At 45.8% G+C, this 17,017-nt stretch carries 11 protein-coding genes and 1 tRNA gene; 10 read left to right on the forward strand and 2 right to left on the reverse strand.

Annotation, left to right across the window (positions count from 1 at the left end; genetic code table 11):
* Positions 1-48: 48 nt before the first annotated feature.
* Entirely contained in the window at positions 49-1,479 is a 1,431-nt protein-coding gene (locus tag ABD846_RS03740) for a leucyl aminopeptidase family protein (protein WP_344822800.1), read from the reverse strand.
* Between the two features lie 73 nt (positions 1,480-1,552).
* Between ABD846_RS03740 and rsmA the strand changes: the two genes are divergently transcribed.
* From rsmA to typA, 10 genes are all read left to right on the forward strand, one after another.
* Positions 1,553-2,323 carry a 16S rRNA (adenine(1518)-N(6)/adenine(1519)-N(6))-dimethyltransferase RsmA gene (rsmA, locus tag ABD846_RS03745; protein WP_344822802.1) on the forward strand — a complete coding sequence of 257 codons (771 nt, stop codon included), beginning with the start codon at positions 1,553-1,555 and terminating at the stop codon, positions 2,321-2,323.
* Entirely contained in the window at positions 2,316-3,248 is a 933-nt protein-coding gene (locus tag ABD846_RS03750) for an NAD(P)-dependent oxidoreductase (RefSeq protein WP_344822804.1), read from the forward strand. The genes rsmA and ABD846_RS03750 overlap by 8 nt, the downstream gene beginning before the upstream one ends.
* A gap of 121 nt (positions 3,249-3,369) precedes the next feature.
* Positions 3,370-7,170 (forward strand): TonB-dependent receptor, encoded by a 3,801-nt coding sequence (locus ABD846_RS03755; protein ID WP_344822806.1) that lies wholly within the window; start codon positions 3,370-3,372, stop codon positions 7,168-7,170.
* A 43-nt stretch (positions 7,171-7,213) separates the two neighbouring features.
* Complete coding sequence (locus ABD846_RS03760) at positions 7,214-11,254, forward strand: hypothetical protein (RefSeq protein WP_344822808.1); 4,041 nt, start codon at positions 7,214-7,216, stop codon at positions 11,252-11,254.
* A 79-nt stretch (positions 11,255-11,333) separates the two neighbouring features.
* A complete protein-coding gene (locus ABD846_RS03765) occupies positions 11,334-12,419 on the forward strand; it encodes a PorV/PorQ family protein (RefSeq protein ID WP_344822810.1) in 1,086 nt (361 codons plus the stop codon).
* 89 nt (positions 12,420-12,508) lie between these two features.
* Positions 12,509-12,982, forward strand: coding sequence for a transcription elongation factor GreA (gene greA / locus ABD846_RS03770; protein WP_344822812.1), 474 nt, complete (start codon positions 12,509-12,511; stop codon positions 12,980-12,982).
* A complete protein-coding gene (locus tag ABD846_RS03775; RefSeq protein ID WP_344822814.1) occupies positions 12,983-13,378 on the forward strand; it encodes an HIT family protein in 396 nt (131 codons plus the stop codon). It abuts the gene before it with no gap.
* Between the two features lie 8 nt (positions 13,379-13,386).
* Positions 13,387-13,470: a hypothetical protein gene (locus ABD846_RS14750; protein ID WP_425568017.1), complete on the forward strand. Its 84-nt coding sequence runs from the start codon at positions 13,387-13,389 to the stop codon at positions 13,468-13,470.
* Positions 13,469-13,541, forward strand: a tRNA-Lys gene (locus ABD846_RS03780). Before ABD846_RS14750 ends, ABD846_RS03780 begins: the two co-directional genes overlap by 2 nt.
* Positions 13,542-13,727: 186 nt before the next feature.
* The gene (gene typA, locus ABD846_RS03785; RefSeq protein ID WP_344822816.1) at positions 13,728-15,533 is read left to right on the forward strand and encodes a translational GTPase TypA; all 1,806 of its coding nucleotides are present in this window, start codon (positions 13,728-13,730) and stop codon (positions 15,531-15,533) included.
* Between the two features lie 90 nt (positions 15,534-15,623).
* Here the strand turns inward: typA and hisS are convergent, their stop codons facing one another.
* Positions 15,624-17,003, reverse strand: coding sequence for a histidine--tRNA ligase (hisS, locus tag ABD846_RS03790; protein WP_344822818.1), 1,380 nt, complete (start codon positions 17,001-17,003; stop codon positions 15,624-15,626).
* Positions 17,004-17,017 lie beyond the last annotated feature (14 nt).

Consider the following 17,017-nt stretch of genomic DNA (forward strand, 5'->3'; position numbering starts at 1 on the left):
CGGCCCTTTGTATTTTTCCGATGTGTGCATCGGAATATTTCTGTTGATTTATTTCCCGTAGTGCAGCAGGAAGTCGAGCAGAACCCTTACTCCGAAGCCGGTTCCACCGGCAGTATGATATCCCTTTTTACTCTGCGCGAACGATACGCCGGCTATATCGAAATGCAGCCAGGGGTAATCTGTGAAGTGTTCCAGGAATTTGCCCGCTGTAATGGCTCCTCCGGTGGGGCCTCCCACATTTTTAAGGTCCGCAATATCAGATACGATCATGTCCCCATACTCGTTCCAAAGCGGTAATTCCACCATACGTTCGTATTGCCTGCGCCCGCTCTCTGCAACAGCTGATTTTACCTGGTCTGAAGCGGTTCCCATAAATATCATTCCTTCCGCACCCGTAATGGCTGCTGCAGCTCCGGTAAGCGTGGCAAAATCGATAACCAGCTCGGGCTTGTAACGTTTTGCCCAATGCAACGCATCTGCAAGCAGCAACCGTCCCTCCGCGTCCGTATTCAGCACTTCTACAGTGGTGCCACTGTACATCCTGATCACATCGCCCGGGACATAGGCGTTTTCGCCGGGCCTGTTATCTGTGGCGGGTACCAGCGCTATCACCTGCAGCGGCAATTTCAGCTTCGCGATGGCATACATCACTGAAGCGACCACAGCTGCTCCGCTCATATCGCTTTTCATCCGGTCCATGGAATTGGGAGTCGGTTTCAGCGAAAGTCCGCCGGTATCATAGACAACCCCTTTACCCACCAATACTATCGGCTGCCTGTTCAGGAATCTGGCTGGTTTATATTCCATAATGCTGAACGCCGGAGGGTCGATACTACCCCGGTTCACAGCAAGTATTCCCCCCATCTTCTCCTTTACAATGTCGGATTTACCCAGCGTCCTTGTCCGGAAACCGGCCTGTTTACCCAATGCTGCAATGCGTCCTGACAGCTCTTTTGCACCGAGCGAATTCAGCGGTTCGTTCACCAGATCACGCGCAATGCTCACTGCATCCACAACAACACTCAGCTGTTGCATCTCTTTCACGGTAATCGAGTTTTTGTCGAACTCAATTGTCTTCAGTGCGTATGCTTTCTTCTTTGCATCCGTTTTATATTTCAGGAACTGGTAAGCACTCAGTGACATACCTTCAGCAACTGCGTAAGCAGCCTGGGCAAAACTGCTTCTGTTGATAACACATACGCTGCCTGCAGATTCTGCGGAAAGCGCCGCGGCAGCTTTGGCACCGGACTTACGCAGTTGTTCGGCCTTCTCTTCCGGCTGCTTGCCGGTAACAATGATAACACATATGGCGGCTCCGGGGCGGGCGATGGTTACATACCGTGTTCCCTCTTTAAAGCATTTCTCGAAATAAAGCATTTCTGACTCGCTCAACAGCGACAGGCTTTGTATCTGTTGCACATTGTCAGCAATCGCTACAATGTACCGGGATGAGGATTTTGCAGGAATTTTGAAAAGCATAATCGCAAAAGTAAGGCCTTATTAATTTCCTGCTTCTTGTGATGTAAAGGTACTTTAGCCTAATTTTACAAAAATGACGAAACCGTACACGTTAAAGAAATCACTCGGCCAGCATTTTTTGCACGACGAAAATATGTGCCGGAAGATTGTGCAGCAACTGAGGTATCAGCCTGGCGCCCAGGTGCTTGAAGTAGGGCCGGGCGGCGGTGCACTGAGTAAATATCTCATAGAAGAATCAATTGACTATAAGGCTGTCGAGATCGACAAAGAAAAGTATGAATACCTGCAGCACACTTACCCTGCATTGAAAGGCAGGATAATTCTCCAGGACATTCTTCAGGCAGATATCCCCTTCGCAGGGCGATTCCACGTCATCGGTAATTTCCCGTATAATATTTCCTCACCTATCATGTTCCGGATGCTCGATTGGCAGGAACAGGTGGATGAGATCATCGGTATGTTTCAGAAAGAGGTTGCCCAGCGGATTGCTGCAGGACCCGGGTCTAAAATGTACGGCATATTAAGTGTACTCACGCAGGCGTATTTTTCTGTGGAGTATCTTTTCGATGTACCACCCGGATGTTTTACCCCCCCTCCCAAAGTAATGAGTGGCGTATTGCACTGTGCGAACCTGAATAATCCCTTCGCGATAAAGAACTTCCCTAAATTCAAGCAAATGGTGAAGATGGCATTCGGACAACGGCGTAAAACCCTCCGCAATGCGTTGAAAGGCTTTATACCAGTGCAGGATGTGGAGAAAGAACTGATGGACAAAAGAGCGGAGCAATTGACAGTCGCCCAGTTCGTCGCGCTATATAAACGTTTTTTTGAGGCTAATGGATAGAAAAGGAAAAGTGCTTATTGCTGCCCCGGTTCACGATGTGCTCACGACAGGATTGGCTGCAGCAGGCTATGAGCTTGTATGGAGCGAGCAAATTTCTCAGGAAGAAGCATTCCGGCTGTTACCTGAATGTGTGGGTGTGATCACCTCTACCCGCTTACAATTAAACCGGGAATTGATCGACGCAGCTCCTATGCTGGAGTTCATCGGAAGAATGGGCTCTGGTATGGAGGTGATTGATGTTGCCTATGCCGATCAGAAAGGCATCCGTTGCATCGGCAGTCCCGAAGGCAATTGTAATGCAGTTGCCGAGCACGCTATGGGTATGCTGCTGTCGCTTACAAAACGCATAACCAAGAGCTTTTCCGAAGTACGGAGCGGACTATGGCTGAGAGATGAAAACCGCGGTATGGAACTGGAAGGGAAAACTGTCGGCATCATCGGATTCGGGCATACGGGATCGGCATTTGCGAAATTGTTGAGTGCGTTTAACATGCGCATTCTTGCTTACGATAAGTACCATCCTGTCGCCGCAACAACAAATATCACGCCCTGCAATTCGCTGGAACCTGTTTTCCGCGAAGCGGACATTATCAGTTTCCACGTACCGCAGCAGGAAGATACGCATCATCTGTTCAACCGGGAGTTTGCAACTGCTATGCAAAAACCTTTCATACTGCTGAATACTTCACGAGGTACGGTTGTTGATTCTGAACTACTGCCAGGGTTACTGCAATCCGGTAAGATGACCGCTTTGGGTCTGGATGTCTGGGAAGAAGAGCCTCTGTCTAAAATGAGCGCGAAATTGCGTATAGTATTTAACGAATTGATAACCCTTCCCAATGTAGTGATCACACCGCACATAGCGGGATACAGTGTGGAAGCGCTTTTCAAAATGAGCGACATCTTACTGAAAAGAATTATTTGATAGTATAAAACAAATTAAATATAAGTAAAATCTGTTAAAGATTTTTTGGCTAAATTTTTGTTTATTTAACGATTAATTCTACCTTTACTCCCTTATACTTAACAAATAGCTGAACATGCTTATGAGACGTTCGTTTATTTACCTTTTCATTTTACTTTTAATCGGTTCTGCCTCAACAGCGATGGCTCAGGGGGAGATCTACGGTACGGTAACCAATGAGAAAGGTCAGCCTTTTGAAGGGGTGATCATTAAGGTTACTCAGGGAGGGCTGCTGAAGAGTGGATCGGTTTCTGAAGATGATGGTTCTTATTCTGTAAAACCATTGCAACCGGGTACTTATGACATTGAGTTCTCCTCAATTTCTTATGAGACTATCAAAGTTTCCGGTGTTGAGATCACTTTAGGTGGTACCAAGAAACAGGACGTAAGGATGGAAATTCAGGGAAGCGGTTCAGGAAAGGTGTTGAATCAGGTTGTGGTTAAAGCGCGTAAGCCCGTAATTGGTGTCGTGAGCGTAACCCAGGCAAAAAATATCGAAGCGGCCCCTACCACCAATATCATTGATATGGCGGGTTTGAGTAAAAACGTTTACCAGGCTCGTTCCGGTGGTGCGCTGTCTATCGGTGGTGCGCGTCCTGAAGGTACCGTATATATCATCGATGGTCAGGTTTCTCAGGTAGGCGGCGCGATCAACCCGCCCCAGGGAACTGTTCAGCAATTGCAGGTATTCTCTTCCGGTATCCCGGCTAACCTCGGTGATGCGACGGGGGGTGTGGTTTCCATTACCACTAAAGGTGCTACCAGTTCGCTGAAAGGTAATATCCGTGCACAACACTCAATTGACGGATACAACCAGAACCTGATCAACGGATCTATTACCGGTCCATTGTTGTCACGTGAGAAAGATGGTCAGAAGCAACCGATTCTCGGTTTCCTGTTGGGAGCGGAGTATCAGTATTATGCTGACGACAATCCTACTTATTATAAAAACCCTGTTCTGAAAAAAGATGTTCTGAAGAATCTTCAGGAAAATCCGCTGACCCTGGTAAACAGCCAGAACTCCACAACAATGGTTGCAACGTCTAACTTTGTAACGAAAGATGACTTTACTTATCAAAAGCAACAATTGAACAACTCTTCCACTACCGTTCGTCTGAATGGTAAGCTGGATTACGCGATCAACAGCAATATTAATATTACAGCAGGTGGAAACTTCACCTACGGAAGCAGCGACGGTTATTCCCGTGCCGCCTCTTATTTCGCACCTGAGTCTATTCCTGTTCAGACAGATTATACCGGTCGCGGATACCTGCGTTTCAAACAATCTTTCCCGAATGCTGCTGTTAAGAAATCTGACAGCGGTGGACGTACCAAACCTGTGATCTCCAATGCATATTATACATTGCAGTTGGACTATCAGATTACCAAAAGCAATACAGAGCATCCGAATTTCAAACACAATCTGTTTGACTACGGTTATGTAGGTAAATTCACCCAATCACGTGTACCGATTTACGCCTACGGTAAAGATTCTCTTTCCGGACGGGACGGAATCATCCTGCAGACATACGATGCAGTAAGTGGTATCTCTTTCCAGGCATCCGATAAAAATCCGATTCTGGCTGCTTACACGCAAGCTGTATTTAACAACGCATCTAAATTGAATTTCCTGTCTGACTATACAACGGTTCAGGCATACAACGGATTGATGAACGGAGATTTCCCGCGTAGCGCGCTTTCTGTTCAGAACGTCGGTATTAGCGGTGTGGGTGCTGCTATGACAGGGTACTCTTACAGTACATTTAATCAATATGGTCTGCATGCTGACGCCTCTTTCGATTTCCGTCCGGGAAAATCAAAAAATGCAATCACACACGCTATCCAGTTTGGTCTTTACTACGAGCAACGCTCTTCGAGTTCTTATTCAGCAAGTATTACCAACGGAACCGGAACTTCCCTGTGGCTGCAAATGCTTTCTCTGGCGAACAACCATATAGGAAGCCTCGATTACAGCAACCCGATCTACATCCATAACGGACAACGTTATACAAAGGATCAGATTGATGCAGGTGGATTTTTCCTGCCTACAGATACCGTTATTTACGAGCGTCGTGATAACGGGCAGCAAAGCACATTCGACAAAAACCTGCGTTCTACTTTAGGTGCCGGTAAAAATGATTACCTGGATGTATATTCGGTAGATCCCAGCAAACTGTCTCTGGGCATGTTCTCTGCAAGCGAACTGTTAGGCGCATCGCCGAATTCCAATTATGTTTCTTATAACGGTTATGACTATACCGGTCAGAAATTGAAAGGAACTGTAAGTTTCAACGACTTCTTCACACAAAAAGATGCGGCAGGAAATCTTACCCGTCCGATCGGCGCTTTCAGTCCTAACTATATTGCCGGTTACATCATGGACGCATTCCGTTATAAGAGCCTGCAATTCAATGTGGGTGTTCGTTTCGAACGTTACGACGCGAATACAAAAGTGTTGAAAGATCCTTATTCACTGTATGAGGCCCGTACTGTTAGTCAGACAGATGCTTCTCTGAATGCAAACGGTGTACATCCTGGTACTGTTAGTCAGAGCGCTATGGTGTATGTGGATAACAATAACAGCTCTTCCCCAAGTATCGTCGCTTATCGCGATGGAGACAAATGGTACGATGCTAACGGTGTGGAAGCAGTTGACCCAACAGTTTTTGAGAAAAAACTGGGTGCACCTATCGCTCCATATCTGACCACAGCGGGTAAAGTGAATATTACGGATTCAAAATTTGATCCTAACAACTCCTTTACGGATTACAAACCAAAGGTTACTGCTTCACCGCGTTTCCAATTCCAATTCCCGATCAATGATGACGACGCGTTGTTCTACGCGCACTACGACATCCTTGTGCAGCGTCCTAAAGTAGGTAACTATGCAAACGCCTTGGACTACTACTTCCTGGAGCAAAATCAGGGAACTGCGATCGGTAACCCGAATCTGAAACCTGAGAAAACATTTGACTATGAGCTCGGATTCATGCAGTCTCTCGGAAAACGTAAAAATGCCGGTATCGGAATTTCTGCTTTCTATCGTGAGCGTAAGGATATGATCCAGCTGCGTGCATATCAGAACGCATATCCTAAATTGTATTATTCTTACGGCAACCGTGACTTCTCTACTACAAAAGGATTTACGTTTACTTATAACTACACAAGTCCTGATCCTAAAGTACTTCCTTTGGAATTGTCTGTAAACTATACCTTGCAGTTTGCAGATGGTACGGGTTCAAGTGCAACTTCCGGAAGCGGTTTGCTGCAGAACTTCCAGACGGCGGGTTTGCCTAACCTGCGTTACGTTGCTCCGCTGAGCTATGACTCCCGTCATAACATCAACCTGAACTTGTTGTACACATATGGTCAGGGCGAAGGTCCTGAAATCAATGGTAAACACATCCTGCAAAACCTGCGTGCAAATATGATCCTGCGCGCCCGCAGTGGTGAGCCATATACCACAAGCTCTGCTGTAAACAATAACGTTATTCAGGGAACACTTAACGGTACACGTCTTGGCTGGCACTTCGGAGCCGACCTGCGTATCGATAAAGGATTCACTATTGATGGATTCTCTAAAAAACGCAAACAGGCTGACGGTACTACAGTAGTAAGTTCGAATGCTGGTGGTCGTAAATACAACGTTGGTGCGTTTATTTACTTCCAGAATATCTTCAATATCCGCGACGTGCTTCAGGTATACCCTTACACAAGTCGTCCTGATGATGATGGTTACGTTACTTCATCCGTTGGTAAGCAATACTTTACGGCTTCTTACAGTCCGCAGTCTCTGCAGGATTTGTATAGCCTCTATGTAAATAATCCTGATTATTATAATGCGCCTAGAAGAATCAATATCGGATTTACGTTCGCATTTTAATTAATCTATTGAAGCAATAATCGAAAAAGAAAAAAGTTAAACTATGAAAAAGAACTTAATGCAATTAGCGTTTGCCGCTCTCGGTGTAATAGCAAGTGCGAGTAGTTCATATGCATATGTCACCCTGGGCAGTGATGGTAAACCCGTTACTGCAAAGGAAGCCTTGTTGAAAACGACGGCTGGTTGTAAACCATCCACCGCTAATATCGACCTCGATATCAACAACGTTCGGGCGCGACTGATGACAGGTGGAGATATGTGGTACAATACAGGTAGTTTACTGCCTGCATACGAGGTACCTAAGGGGGGACAGAAGCATTCGCTGTATGCCGGTTCTTGCTGGATCGGGGGTATTGATGGTAATGGCCAGCTGAAGGTTTCTGCGCAGTTGTATCGTAGTCTGGGTAATGATTACTGGCCTGGTCCGATTGATAAGGCAACGGTAAACATTACAGCTGAGTCCTGTTCTGAGTGGGACCGCTTCTGGAAAGTGAGCCAGGCAGACGTTGACGAGTTTATAGATATCTATAAAAAATCAGGTCCCTCGGCGATTACAGACAAGAAATTTGATGTGATCAAGCAATGGCCGGCCACAGGTAATATTTATGCTGTTGGTGCTAACAATAACTCTTTACCTGAGCTGCTGGGCCCGGTAGATGCATACGGATACGCTCCATTCGTAGACGTGGATAACAATGGTATCTACAACTGGCAGGATGGAGATTATCCGAAGTCTTATGCACAGGGTAACCCCGATCAGTTTATCTGGTGGGTTTTCAATGATGTAGGTAATACCAAAACAATGACCAAGACTCAGTCTATTGGTATGGAAGTTCAGACTTCAGCGTTTGCCTATAAAAGTTCAGACTTCCTGAATGACGCGACTTTTTATAACTATCGTTTGATCAACCGCGGTAACCTGGTTCTGGATAGCTGTTTTATCGCTACATGGACAGATGCGGATCTGGGTTCTCCTTTTGATGACTACATTGGTTGTGATACTACCAGAGGTTTGGGTATCCTGTACAATGGTGAAACTCCGGATGCGCCGAATGGACAGAATACATACGGAACCCGTATTCCGATGATTGCAGTTGACTTCTTCATCGGGCCCCGTAAATATTACACCGATGAAAACGGAAATCAGACTAGCAGACTGTTGAAAATGCGCTCATTCTCTTATTTCGAGGGAACGCTTACCGGCCCGGTGCGTGACCCACGTAAAGGATCAGAGTTTTATTTTTACATGACCGGTTCAAATGCGGACGGAGATCCGTTTTCAAATGACCAGACGAAAGGAAGTTCTTCCGTAGGTTATGGCTCTGGTCCCGTTGCACCTTATGTATTTTATGGAGATCCGGCGAATACATCAGAGTGGTCTATGTGTGCCTGTAAATCTCCTTTGAAAGATCGTCGCTTCATTCACTCTTCAGGTCCGTTCACTTTGTTCGCCGGTGAGAAGAATGATATCACAATCGGAGTTGTGTGGGTAGATGATGCGGGAGCTTGTGGTACTACTTCATTCAAGAAAATCCGTGCAGCGGACGACGTTGCCCAGGCATTGTTCGATCAGGGTTTCAACAGACCTAATGGTCCTGATGCTCCTGTGCTTACTGTTCGCGAGCTGGATCAGAAACTCATCTTTTACATAAGCAACCCTGAACGTAGTAACAACTTCAGCGAGCGCTACGGAGATCCTGATTATATTTCAGATCCTAAATACCGTGTTACTTCTACCAAAGCTGTTGCTTTAGGCAATCCGGATTCTATTTACCGTTTCGAAGGTTATCGTGTATTCCAGCTGAAGGATTCTTCACTGACCAACTTCTACGACGAGAAAGGTAATCTGGTAGACGGAGTGGTGGAAGTATTCCAATGTGATATTAAGAACGGCGTAAAACAAATTACCAATTACACAAAGAACCTTGAGATTGTCTCTACGATTGACCAGTATGATGGTGCTATCAAGGTGACGGGTAAAGACAGTGGTATTGTACACAGCTTTGTACTCACAGAAGACAAGTTTGCCAGCGGAAGCAGCAGCTCGCTTGTTAACTACAAAACATACTACTATGCAGTTGTAGCATATGCATATAATAACTTTGCTCCTTTCGATCCTCATAACGAAGTGGGAACGCAGAAAGATGCTTATTTCGAGAGTAAATCTCCGAATAAATATTCTGTGATGCCGAACCCGATGAATCAGAGAGGTGACACATTCCTCAACAGTGCCTATGGCGACGGTGTTATTGTGACACGTATCGAAGGTATCGGTAACGGTGGCATTGATGTTCAGCTGAATGATACCTCTGAAGCAGCTATCTTGTTGTCTCCGACAAATCAGATTCCTTACCCAACGTATGTTGCAGGAAAAGGACCAATTAAAGTAAAAGTTATTGATCCTGTTAAAGTACCGGGCGCAGACTGGAGAATTTCCTTATCCGGAACATTAAACCCTTCTGACTCTGTTTTCCTTGGTTTGAATAAATCAGCTACATGGAAAATTGAACGTCTGGATGACAATGGTTCTGTTGCTGATGTAATTTACAGTGAACGTACCATCGGCGGAAGAACTAACGAACAATTGCTTTCTGCATATGGTTTGTCCGTTACTGTTGAGCAGGTAACGCCTCCTGGCTATGATCAGACTACAAGCAGTAGAAATCCAAATGGATATATTACCTCCGACATCACTTATGCCAATACTTCGCTGCCATGGCTGTCAGGTGTTCATGATGGTTCCGGTCGTAGCTATCTGAACTGGATCCGCAGTGGTTCTTTCAGTGATGAGATACCAGCCGGCGAAACCGCACCTACCTGTGGTCCTTTCGATGATTACCGTGCAGACTCTATCGGCGCATTCTACAGCCGTATGTTTGCAAACAACACCGACGTTGAAGCTACATGGGCTCCGTTTGACCTGGTTGCAACTTCCGACGGACCATCCTGCGGATATTCTCCTTTGGTTGATAAACCTATTAAATCAACTCCATTGCTGACTGCAACTTCTCTGTACAAAGTACCGGATTCTGCCGGTACTCCTGCCAAGGCTGTTCAGGGAAGTGAGTATCCCAATGTGGATCTGGTGTTTACTTCAGATAAGTCCAAATGGACACGTTGTATTGTTCTCGAAGCTCAGTATACTCCGGATCTTGCAGAAGGTAATGCTGTTAAGTTACAGGCGCGCAATCACAGATCATGGAATATGGGTATTGACAACGACGGTAATCCTGTATATTCCAGCGATCCTACTGATGTTGGTTATAGTTGGTTCCCGGGTTATGCTATCAACCAGCTTACCGGTGAGCGCCTGAATATCGCATTCGCAGAAGATTCTTACCTCCGTAAATACAATGGAGCTGATATGATCTGGAATCCGACTTCAGATGTTTACAACAGCTACGGAGAAACAGTGTTCGGCGGACGTCACTTTACGTACATTCTCAACACCAAATATGACTCCTGTAAGTCATTTGCTGCAGGTATTAAAGGTACAGGACCGTTCGTATACGTACCTGCTTACCGTCAGATCCGTTGGGTGGGTATTCCTTTGCTGAATTCCGGAAGCCAGTACCTGTCTCTCAAAGACGGCCTTATTCCTACCGAAACAAGAATGCGTTTCCGTGTAAATACCCCTTACAATAAGTATAAACTTATGGATGGTCAGACTGCTACTAACAGCCAGCTGCCTCTGTACAAGTTCTCTACGAAAGGAATGGCTACTCAGGAGTACACTGAGAAAACAAATGCGGATGCTCTGATGGATAAAATCTTCGTCGTACCTAATCCTTACAAAGGAGAAGCATCAGGCGGAAATTCTTACGAGACAAACCGTCTTGAAACAAGAGTTAAGATCATCAATCTGCCTGTAAAAGCTACTGTTCACATTTACGCTTTGGATGGTACGCTTGTGCGCAAGATCGAAAAGGATAATAATGATCCGGCAATTGTCTGGGATATGTATAACCAGGCTGGTCTTCCGATCGCTAGTGGTATGTATCTGATCCATATCAATGCATATGGAAAAGATAAAGTGATCCGCTGGTTTGGAGCTATGCGTCCGCTGGATGTAACTAACTACTAAATTATCTCCGGGTGCGGTAGCTTCCGCACCCGGAATTTAAAACTCGAAAGAAGAATTACTACAAATAACACATTTGAGTATGAAAAGTAACTACAATAAGGTTCTGTTGGCTTCATTGTCTTTAATCGCGGCAAGTCCTGCCTTCGCGGGTAACAAGGACCGGTCCGGACAATCCGGTGCATCGGAATTGCTTATCAATCCATGGGCACAAAGTACGGGTGTGTTTGGGTTGGATGTCGCTAATGTTCGCGGTATTCAGTCTATGAAAGTCAACGTGGCTGGTCTCTCTTTTTCAGACGATCTGGAAGTTGGTGCATCCTATAGCCGCTACCTTTCCGGAACGGGTATTTCCGTTAATAACCTTGCTGCGGCCTACCGTCTGAGTAGTTCTGCTGTCGTAGGTGTTAACGTAATGTCTATGTCTTTCGGGGAGATCGATGTGACAGATATTGACCATCCGGAAGGAACCGGTGCTAAATTCAAACCATCTTTTCTGAATTTTCAACTGGGATTTTCTAAAGAGTTTTCTGAACGTATCCGTGGTGGTGTTGCTGCCACGTTTATTTCTGAGCAAATCGGAAATATCGGTGCTTCCGGTGCCAGTATCGACGCCGGTGTGCAGTACGTAGACCGGAATCTTCATATTGGTATCACGCTGCGTAATGCCGGTACCAACATGCGTTTCTCAGGTGGTGGATTTTCAAGTACATCTACAGCACCTAATGCAGATTATGCATTTACGCGATCTACTCCCCAGGAGAAATTCCAACTGCCAACCTACATGTCAATGGGTATCGCGTATGATTTCTATATCGCCGGTCGCAGTGCATCTGCTACGGAAGGCAAAGGAGATCATCGTATCACGGCAATCGGAAACTTTACTTCCAATTCCTTCAATAACGATTATCTTGGTTTAGGCGCTGAATACGGATTCCGTGAGATGTTCATGGCCCGTGCCGCTTTCCGTTATGAGAAAGATATATTCGATGCTTTAAAAACCACTACCTTTTATACAGGTATAAGCATGGGCGCAAGTGTTGCTGCTCCGCTTAATAAGAAAGGTTCTAAATTGTATATTGATTACAGTTTCAGACCAACACAACGTCCTGCTAACGGGGTTCACGTTTTTGGCCTGCGCTTTAATTTCGCAAGTTCAGACAAGTAATTCAGTCTTTTTATTAAATTTGGCAACGCTTCTATCTCTGGTAGGAGCGTTGTGTTTTTATTTGTTGTATACAATAATATGTTGTCTTTATGAGTGCTGTACATTATGTGACTAAAGAGGCATTGGAGGCCTTAAAAGAAGAGATTAACCGTATGAAGACGTCGGGCAGGGCAGAAATAGCCCGACAGATATCGGAAGCCCGTGAAAAGGGAGATCTGAAGGAAAATGCAGAGTATGATGCTGCAAAAGAGGCACAGGGTCTTCATGAAGCGAAGCTGGCGAATCTGGAGGCTACGCTTGCCAACTCACGTGTACTTGATCCGAAAAATATTGATACAAGTAAAGTATCCATCCTCAGTAAGGTGCGCGTAAAAAATCTTGCAACAAAGAAATCGATGGAATATCAGATCGTTTCAGAAAGTGAGGCCGATTTGAAAGCAGGAAAGATTTCCGTTACTTCTCCCATTGCAAAAGGATTGCTTGGTAAAGTAAAGGGTGATGTTGCAGAAATCACCGTTCCCAATGGCGTGATGAAATTCCAGATCGAAGAAATTAATATCTAGATGGCCTCTATATTTTCTAAAATTATCAGTGGCGAAATTCCCTGTTTTAAGATAGCGGAAAATGAACATTTCCTGGCATTCCTGGACATTATGCCGCTCCGGGAAGGACACGTGCTGGTTGTTCCGAAAGTTGAAGTCGATAAAGCTTACGAGCTGCCTGAAGCATATCTGGCGTCCTGGTTTCAATTTGCGCAACCCATTGCCCGCGCGATGGAGAAAGCTTTTCCCTGCAAGAGAGTCGGCATCAGTATCATCGGCCTTGAGGTACCGCATGCACATATGCACCTGGTCCCTATCAATACGGCGAACGACCTTAATTTTACGGAGAAGCCTTCTACTCCGTCCATGGACGAATTGAAGCGCGTACACGAAAAACTGATGATACATTTGTCTTAGAGAAAAAAATATTTCTGAAAAAACTAAAAAAAATTTGGCAGGAAAGAAACATTGATTACCTTTGCTGCCCGTTCCGAAAGAACATAGGTTGATTTCGTAGCTCAGTTGGTAGAGCAATACACTTTTAATGTATGGGTCTTGGGTTCGAGTCCCAACGGAATCACGAAAGAGGTCAGCAATTGCTGGCCTCTTTTACTTTATTACGCTCGCGTTAAATTAGCAGTCTGATCTGATTTCAAAAGTTTATCTGCTTAATTTGACGTACTTTTGCAAAAAATTTTAAGGTGCTGTTTTTCGCATTGAACACAAACGTCATTTCCTGACGGCACCTTAGTAAACAATCCGCTTTATGAATATTCGTAACATTGCCATTATTGCTCACGTTGACCACGGAAAAACTACCCTGGTGGACAAGATCATCCATGCTACTCAGGTTTTCCGTGACAATCAGGAAACAGGTGAGCTGATCATGGATAATAACGATCTGGAGCGCGAGCGCGGGATTACTATCCTGGCAAAAAACATCTCTGTTAACTACAAAGGTGTTAAGATTAACGTTATTGACACTCCGGGTCACGCCGACTTCGGTGGAGAAGTTGAGCGCGTACTGAAAATGGCAGATGGTGTATTGCTGCTCGTGGATGCTTTCGAGGGTCCGATGCCGCAAACGCGCTTTGTGCTTCAGAAAGCATTGAATCTGGGCCTGCATCCTATTGTTGTTATCAACAAAGTAGACAAGCCAAACTGTCGTCCGGATGAAGTGCACGATGCTGTTTTTGAGCTGTTCTTCCAACTGGATGCAACAGAAGATCAATTGAACTTCCCGACACTGTACGGATCCTCCAAACAAGGCTGGTTTAACACCTCCCTCACCCCTACGGATAACATCAATGCCGTATTGGATATGATCCTCGAGAAGGTGCCTGCTCCTAAAGTAAATGAGGGTACGCTGCAAATGCAGATCACTTCACTCGACTATTCCTCTTTCCTCGGTCGTATTGCTATCGGCCGCGTGTCCAGAGGTGTCGTTGCTGAAGGTCAGAACATTCAGTTGTGTAAACTCGACGGTTCGATGGTGAGAGGAAAAGTGAAAGAGTTGTACACCTTTGAAGGAATGGGTAAAAAGCGCGTAACGGAAGTGAGCGCCGGTGATATCTGTGCTGTAGTAGGTATTGAAGGGTTCCAGATCGGTGAAACGATTGCTGATTTCGAACAGCCCGAAGCACTGCCTGTCATCGCGATAGATGAGCCTACCATGAACATGCAGTTCAGCATCAACAACTCTCCTTTCTTCGGTCGTGAAGGTAAATTCGTTACCAGCCGCAATCTGCGTGACCGCCTGATGAAAGAGCTGGAAAAGAACCTGGCGCTGCGTGTTCAGGATACAGACGATGCGGATAAATTCCTGGTATACGGCCGTGGTATCCTTCACCTGAGTGTACTGATCGAAACAATGCGCCGCGAAGGCTACGAGCTTACTGTTGGTCAGCCGCAGGTAATCACCAAAGAAATCAATGGTCAGAAATGTGAACCATACGAGGTATTGGTTGTAGATGTGCCTTCAGATTTTTCGGGTAAAGTAATTGATCTCGTTACGCAACGTAAGGGAGAAATGCTGATCATGGAAAGCAAGGGAGAAATGCAACACCTGGAATTTGATGTTCCTTCCCGCGGCCTGATCGGACTGCGTTCCCAAATGCTCACCGCTACTGCAGGAGAAGCGGTTATGGCGCATCGCTTCAGTGAATATAAACCCTGGAAAGGAGTTATCCCTGGCCGTAACAACGGTGTGTTGATCGCTAAACAGGCCGGTAGTTCCACCGGTTATTCCCTGGATAAGCTGCAGGATCGCGGATCTTTCTTTATCGATCCGGGAGAGGAAGTGTACGCTGGTATGATCGTTGCCGAGCATATCAAGCCGGGAGACCTCAACGTAAACGTAGTGGAAGGTAAAAAGCTGACCAATATGCGTGCTTCGGGTTCTGATGCAGCTACCAACATCGCTCCTAAAATCCAGATGAGCCTGGAAGAATGTATGGAGTATATCCAGCAGGATGAATGTATCGAGTGTACTCCACAGAGCATCCGTCTGCGTAAGATCCTGCTCGACGAGAATGACCGCGTTAAATATGCGAAAGCGATGAAGACTTCCTAATATGAGCCTTTAACTGAATAAAAATGCCCCGTAAGTTTTATCTTACGGGGCATTAACTTTTATAGCTGAAGGTATGTTGCGGCGGAGGGCCTATTTCAGCCTGGCGACCAATGCGTCGATGGTCATCCGCTCCTGTCCATCGCCCCCGAACTGTTTTACCCGGATAGTTCCTGTATGCTGCTCTTCATCTTCCGCGATCACCACATAAGGAATACCCCGGTTGAACGCATACTTCATCTGCTTATCAAATTTCGCATTGTCGGTGTAGATTTCGGAAGAAATGCCCTGTACCCTTAAATGATTCAGGAGGGAAAGCGCATAGATCTCGTTTGTTCCGCCATTGTTGATAACGATGACCTGCGTGCCCACATTCAACGTTTCGGGGAACAGCTGCAACTGCTCCATTACGTCGTAGATACGATCGATACCGAATGAGACGCCGACGCCGGATAAATTTTTCAGACCAAACAAACCTGTAAGGTCATCATAACGGCCACCACCACCAATGCTGCCCATCTGTACACGATCATTTGCGCAGATCACTTCCACGATCACACCGGTATAATAACTGAGTCCTCTGGCAAGCGTGAAATCAATTTCCACTTTTGAGTTGGTCCAGGACACTTGCTGCAGCTGTTCGTGATAATTCAGTGTATTGCGTAATTCCCCGATGCCGGCCATTCCCGTGGAGATCTGTTTCTTTTCGAAAGCCTGCTCCATCGCGTCCAGAGAGGAAAGTCCTATTAATTCGCTTATATCGCCGATTTGCTCATCGCTAAGCCCTCGTTCCGAAAGTTCTTTCTGAACACCCGCATGCCCGATTTTGTCCAGTTTGTCGATTGCAGTGGTGATATCCACTAGTTTTTCCTCCGCGCCGCAATACTGTGCGATACCGGTAAGAATTTTGCGGCTGTTGAGGCGGACCACAATATCAGGAATCGCAAGTTTTGCAAAAGCTTCCCTGTATATCGCCAGCAATTCCGCTTCATTGATCAGTGAGTTGCTGCCCACGATATCACAATCACATTGCCAGAATTCGCGGTAGCGGCCTTTCTGAGGGCGATCCGCACGCCATACCGGTTGCATCTGGTAGCGACGGAACGGAAACTGAATTTCGTTCTGGTGCATTACCACGTAGCGTGCAAAGGGGATAGTAAGATCATATCTTAGTGCACGTTCTGTAAGGTTGGTGTCATTTTTGCCGAGCAAAACCTGTTCCAGAGCGGCACGTGTTTTCTCTTGCTTGGAAGGTTCCTGTAAACCGTTGTTCAGAATCTTGAAGATAAGCCTGTCTCCCTCGTCTCCGTATTTGCCCATCAGTGTAGACAAATTTTCCATAGCGGGAGTTTCTATCGGTTGAAATCCACAGGTTTCAAAAATAGACCGCAGTGTCTGTAACAGGAATTGTCTTTTACGAACCACCTCGGGACTGAGGTCTCTGGTTCCTTGTGGAATAGAAGGTTTTGACATAAGTAGGGGTCAAA

The sequence above is a fragment of the Rurimicrobium arvi genome (genome assembly GCF_039540495.1).
In the GTDB taxonomy this organism is placed as follows: domain Bacteria; phylum Bacteroidota; class Bacteroidia; order Chitinophagales; family Chitinophagaceae; genus Rurimicrobium; species Rurimicrobium arvi.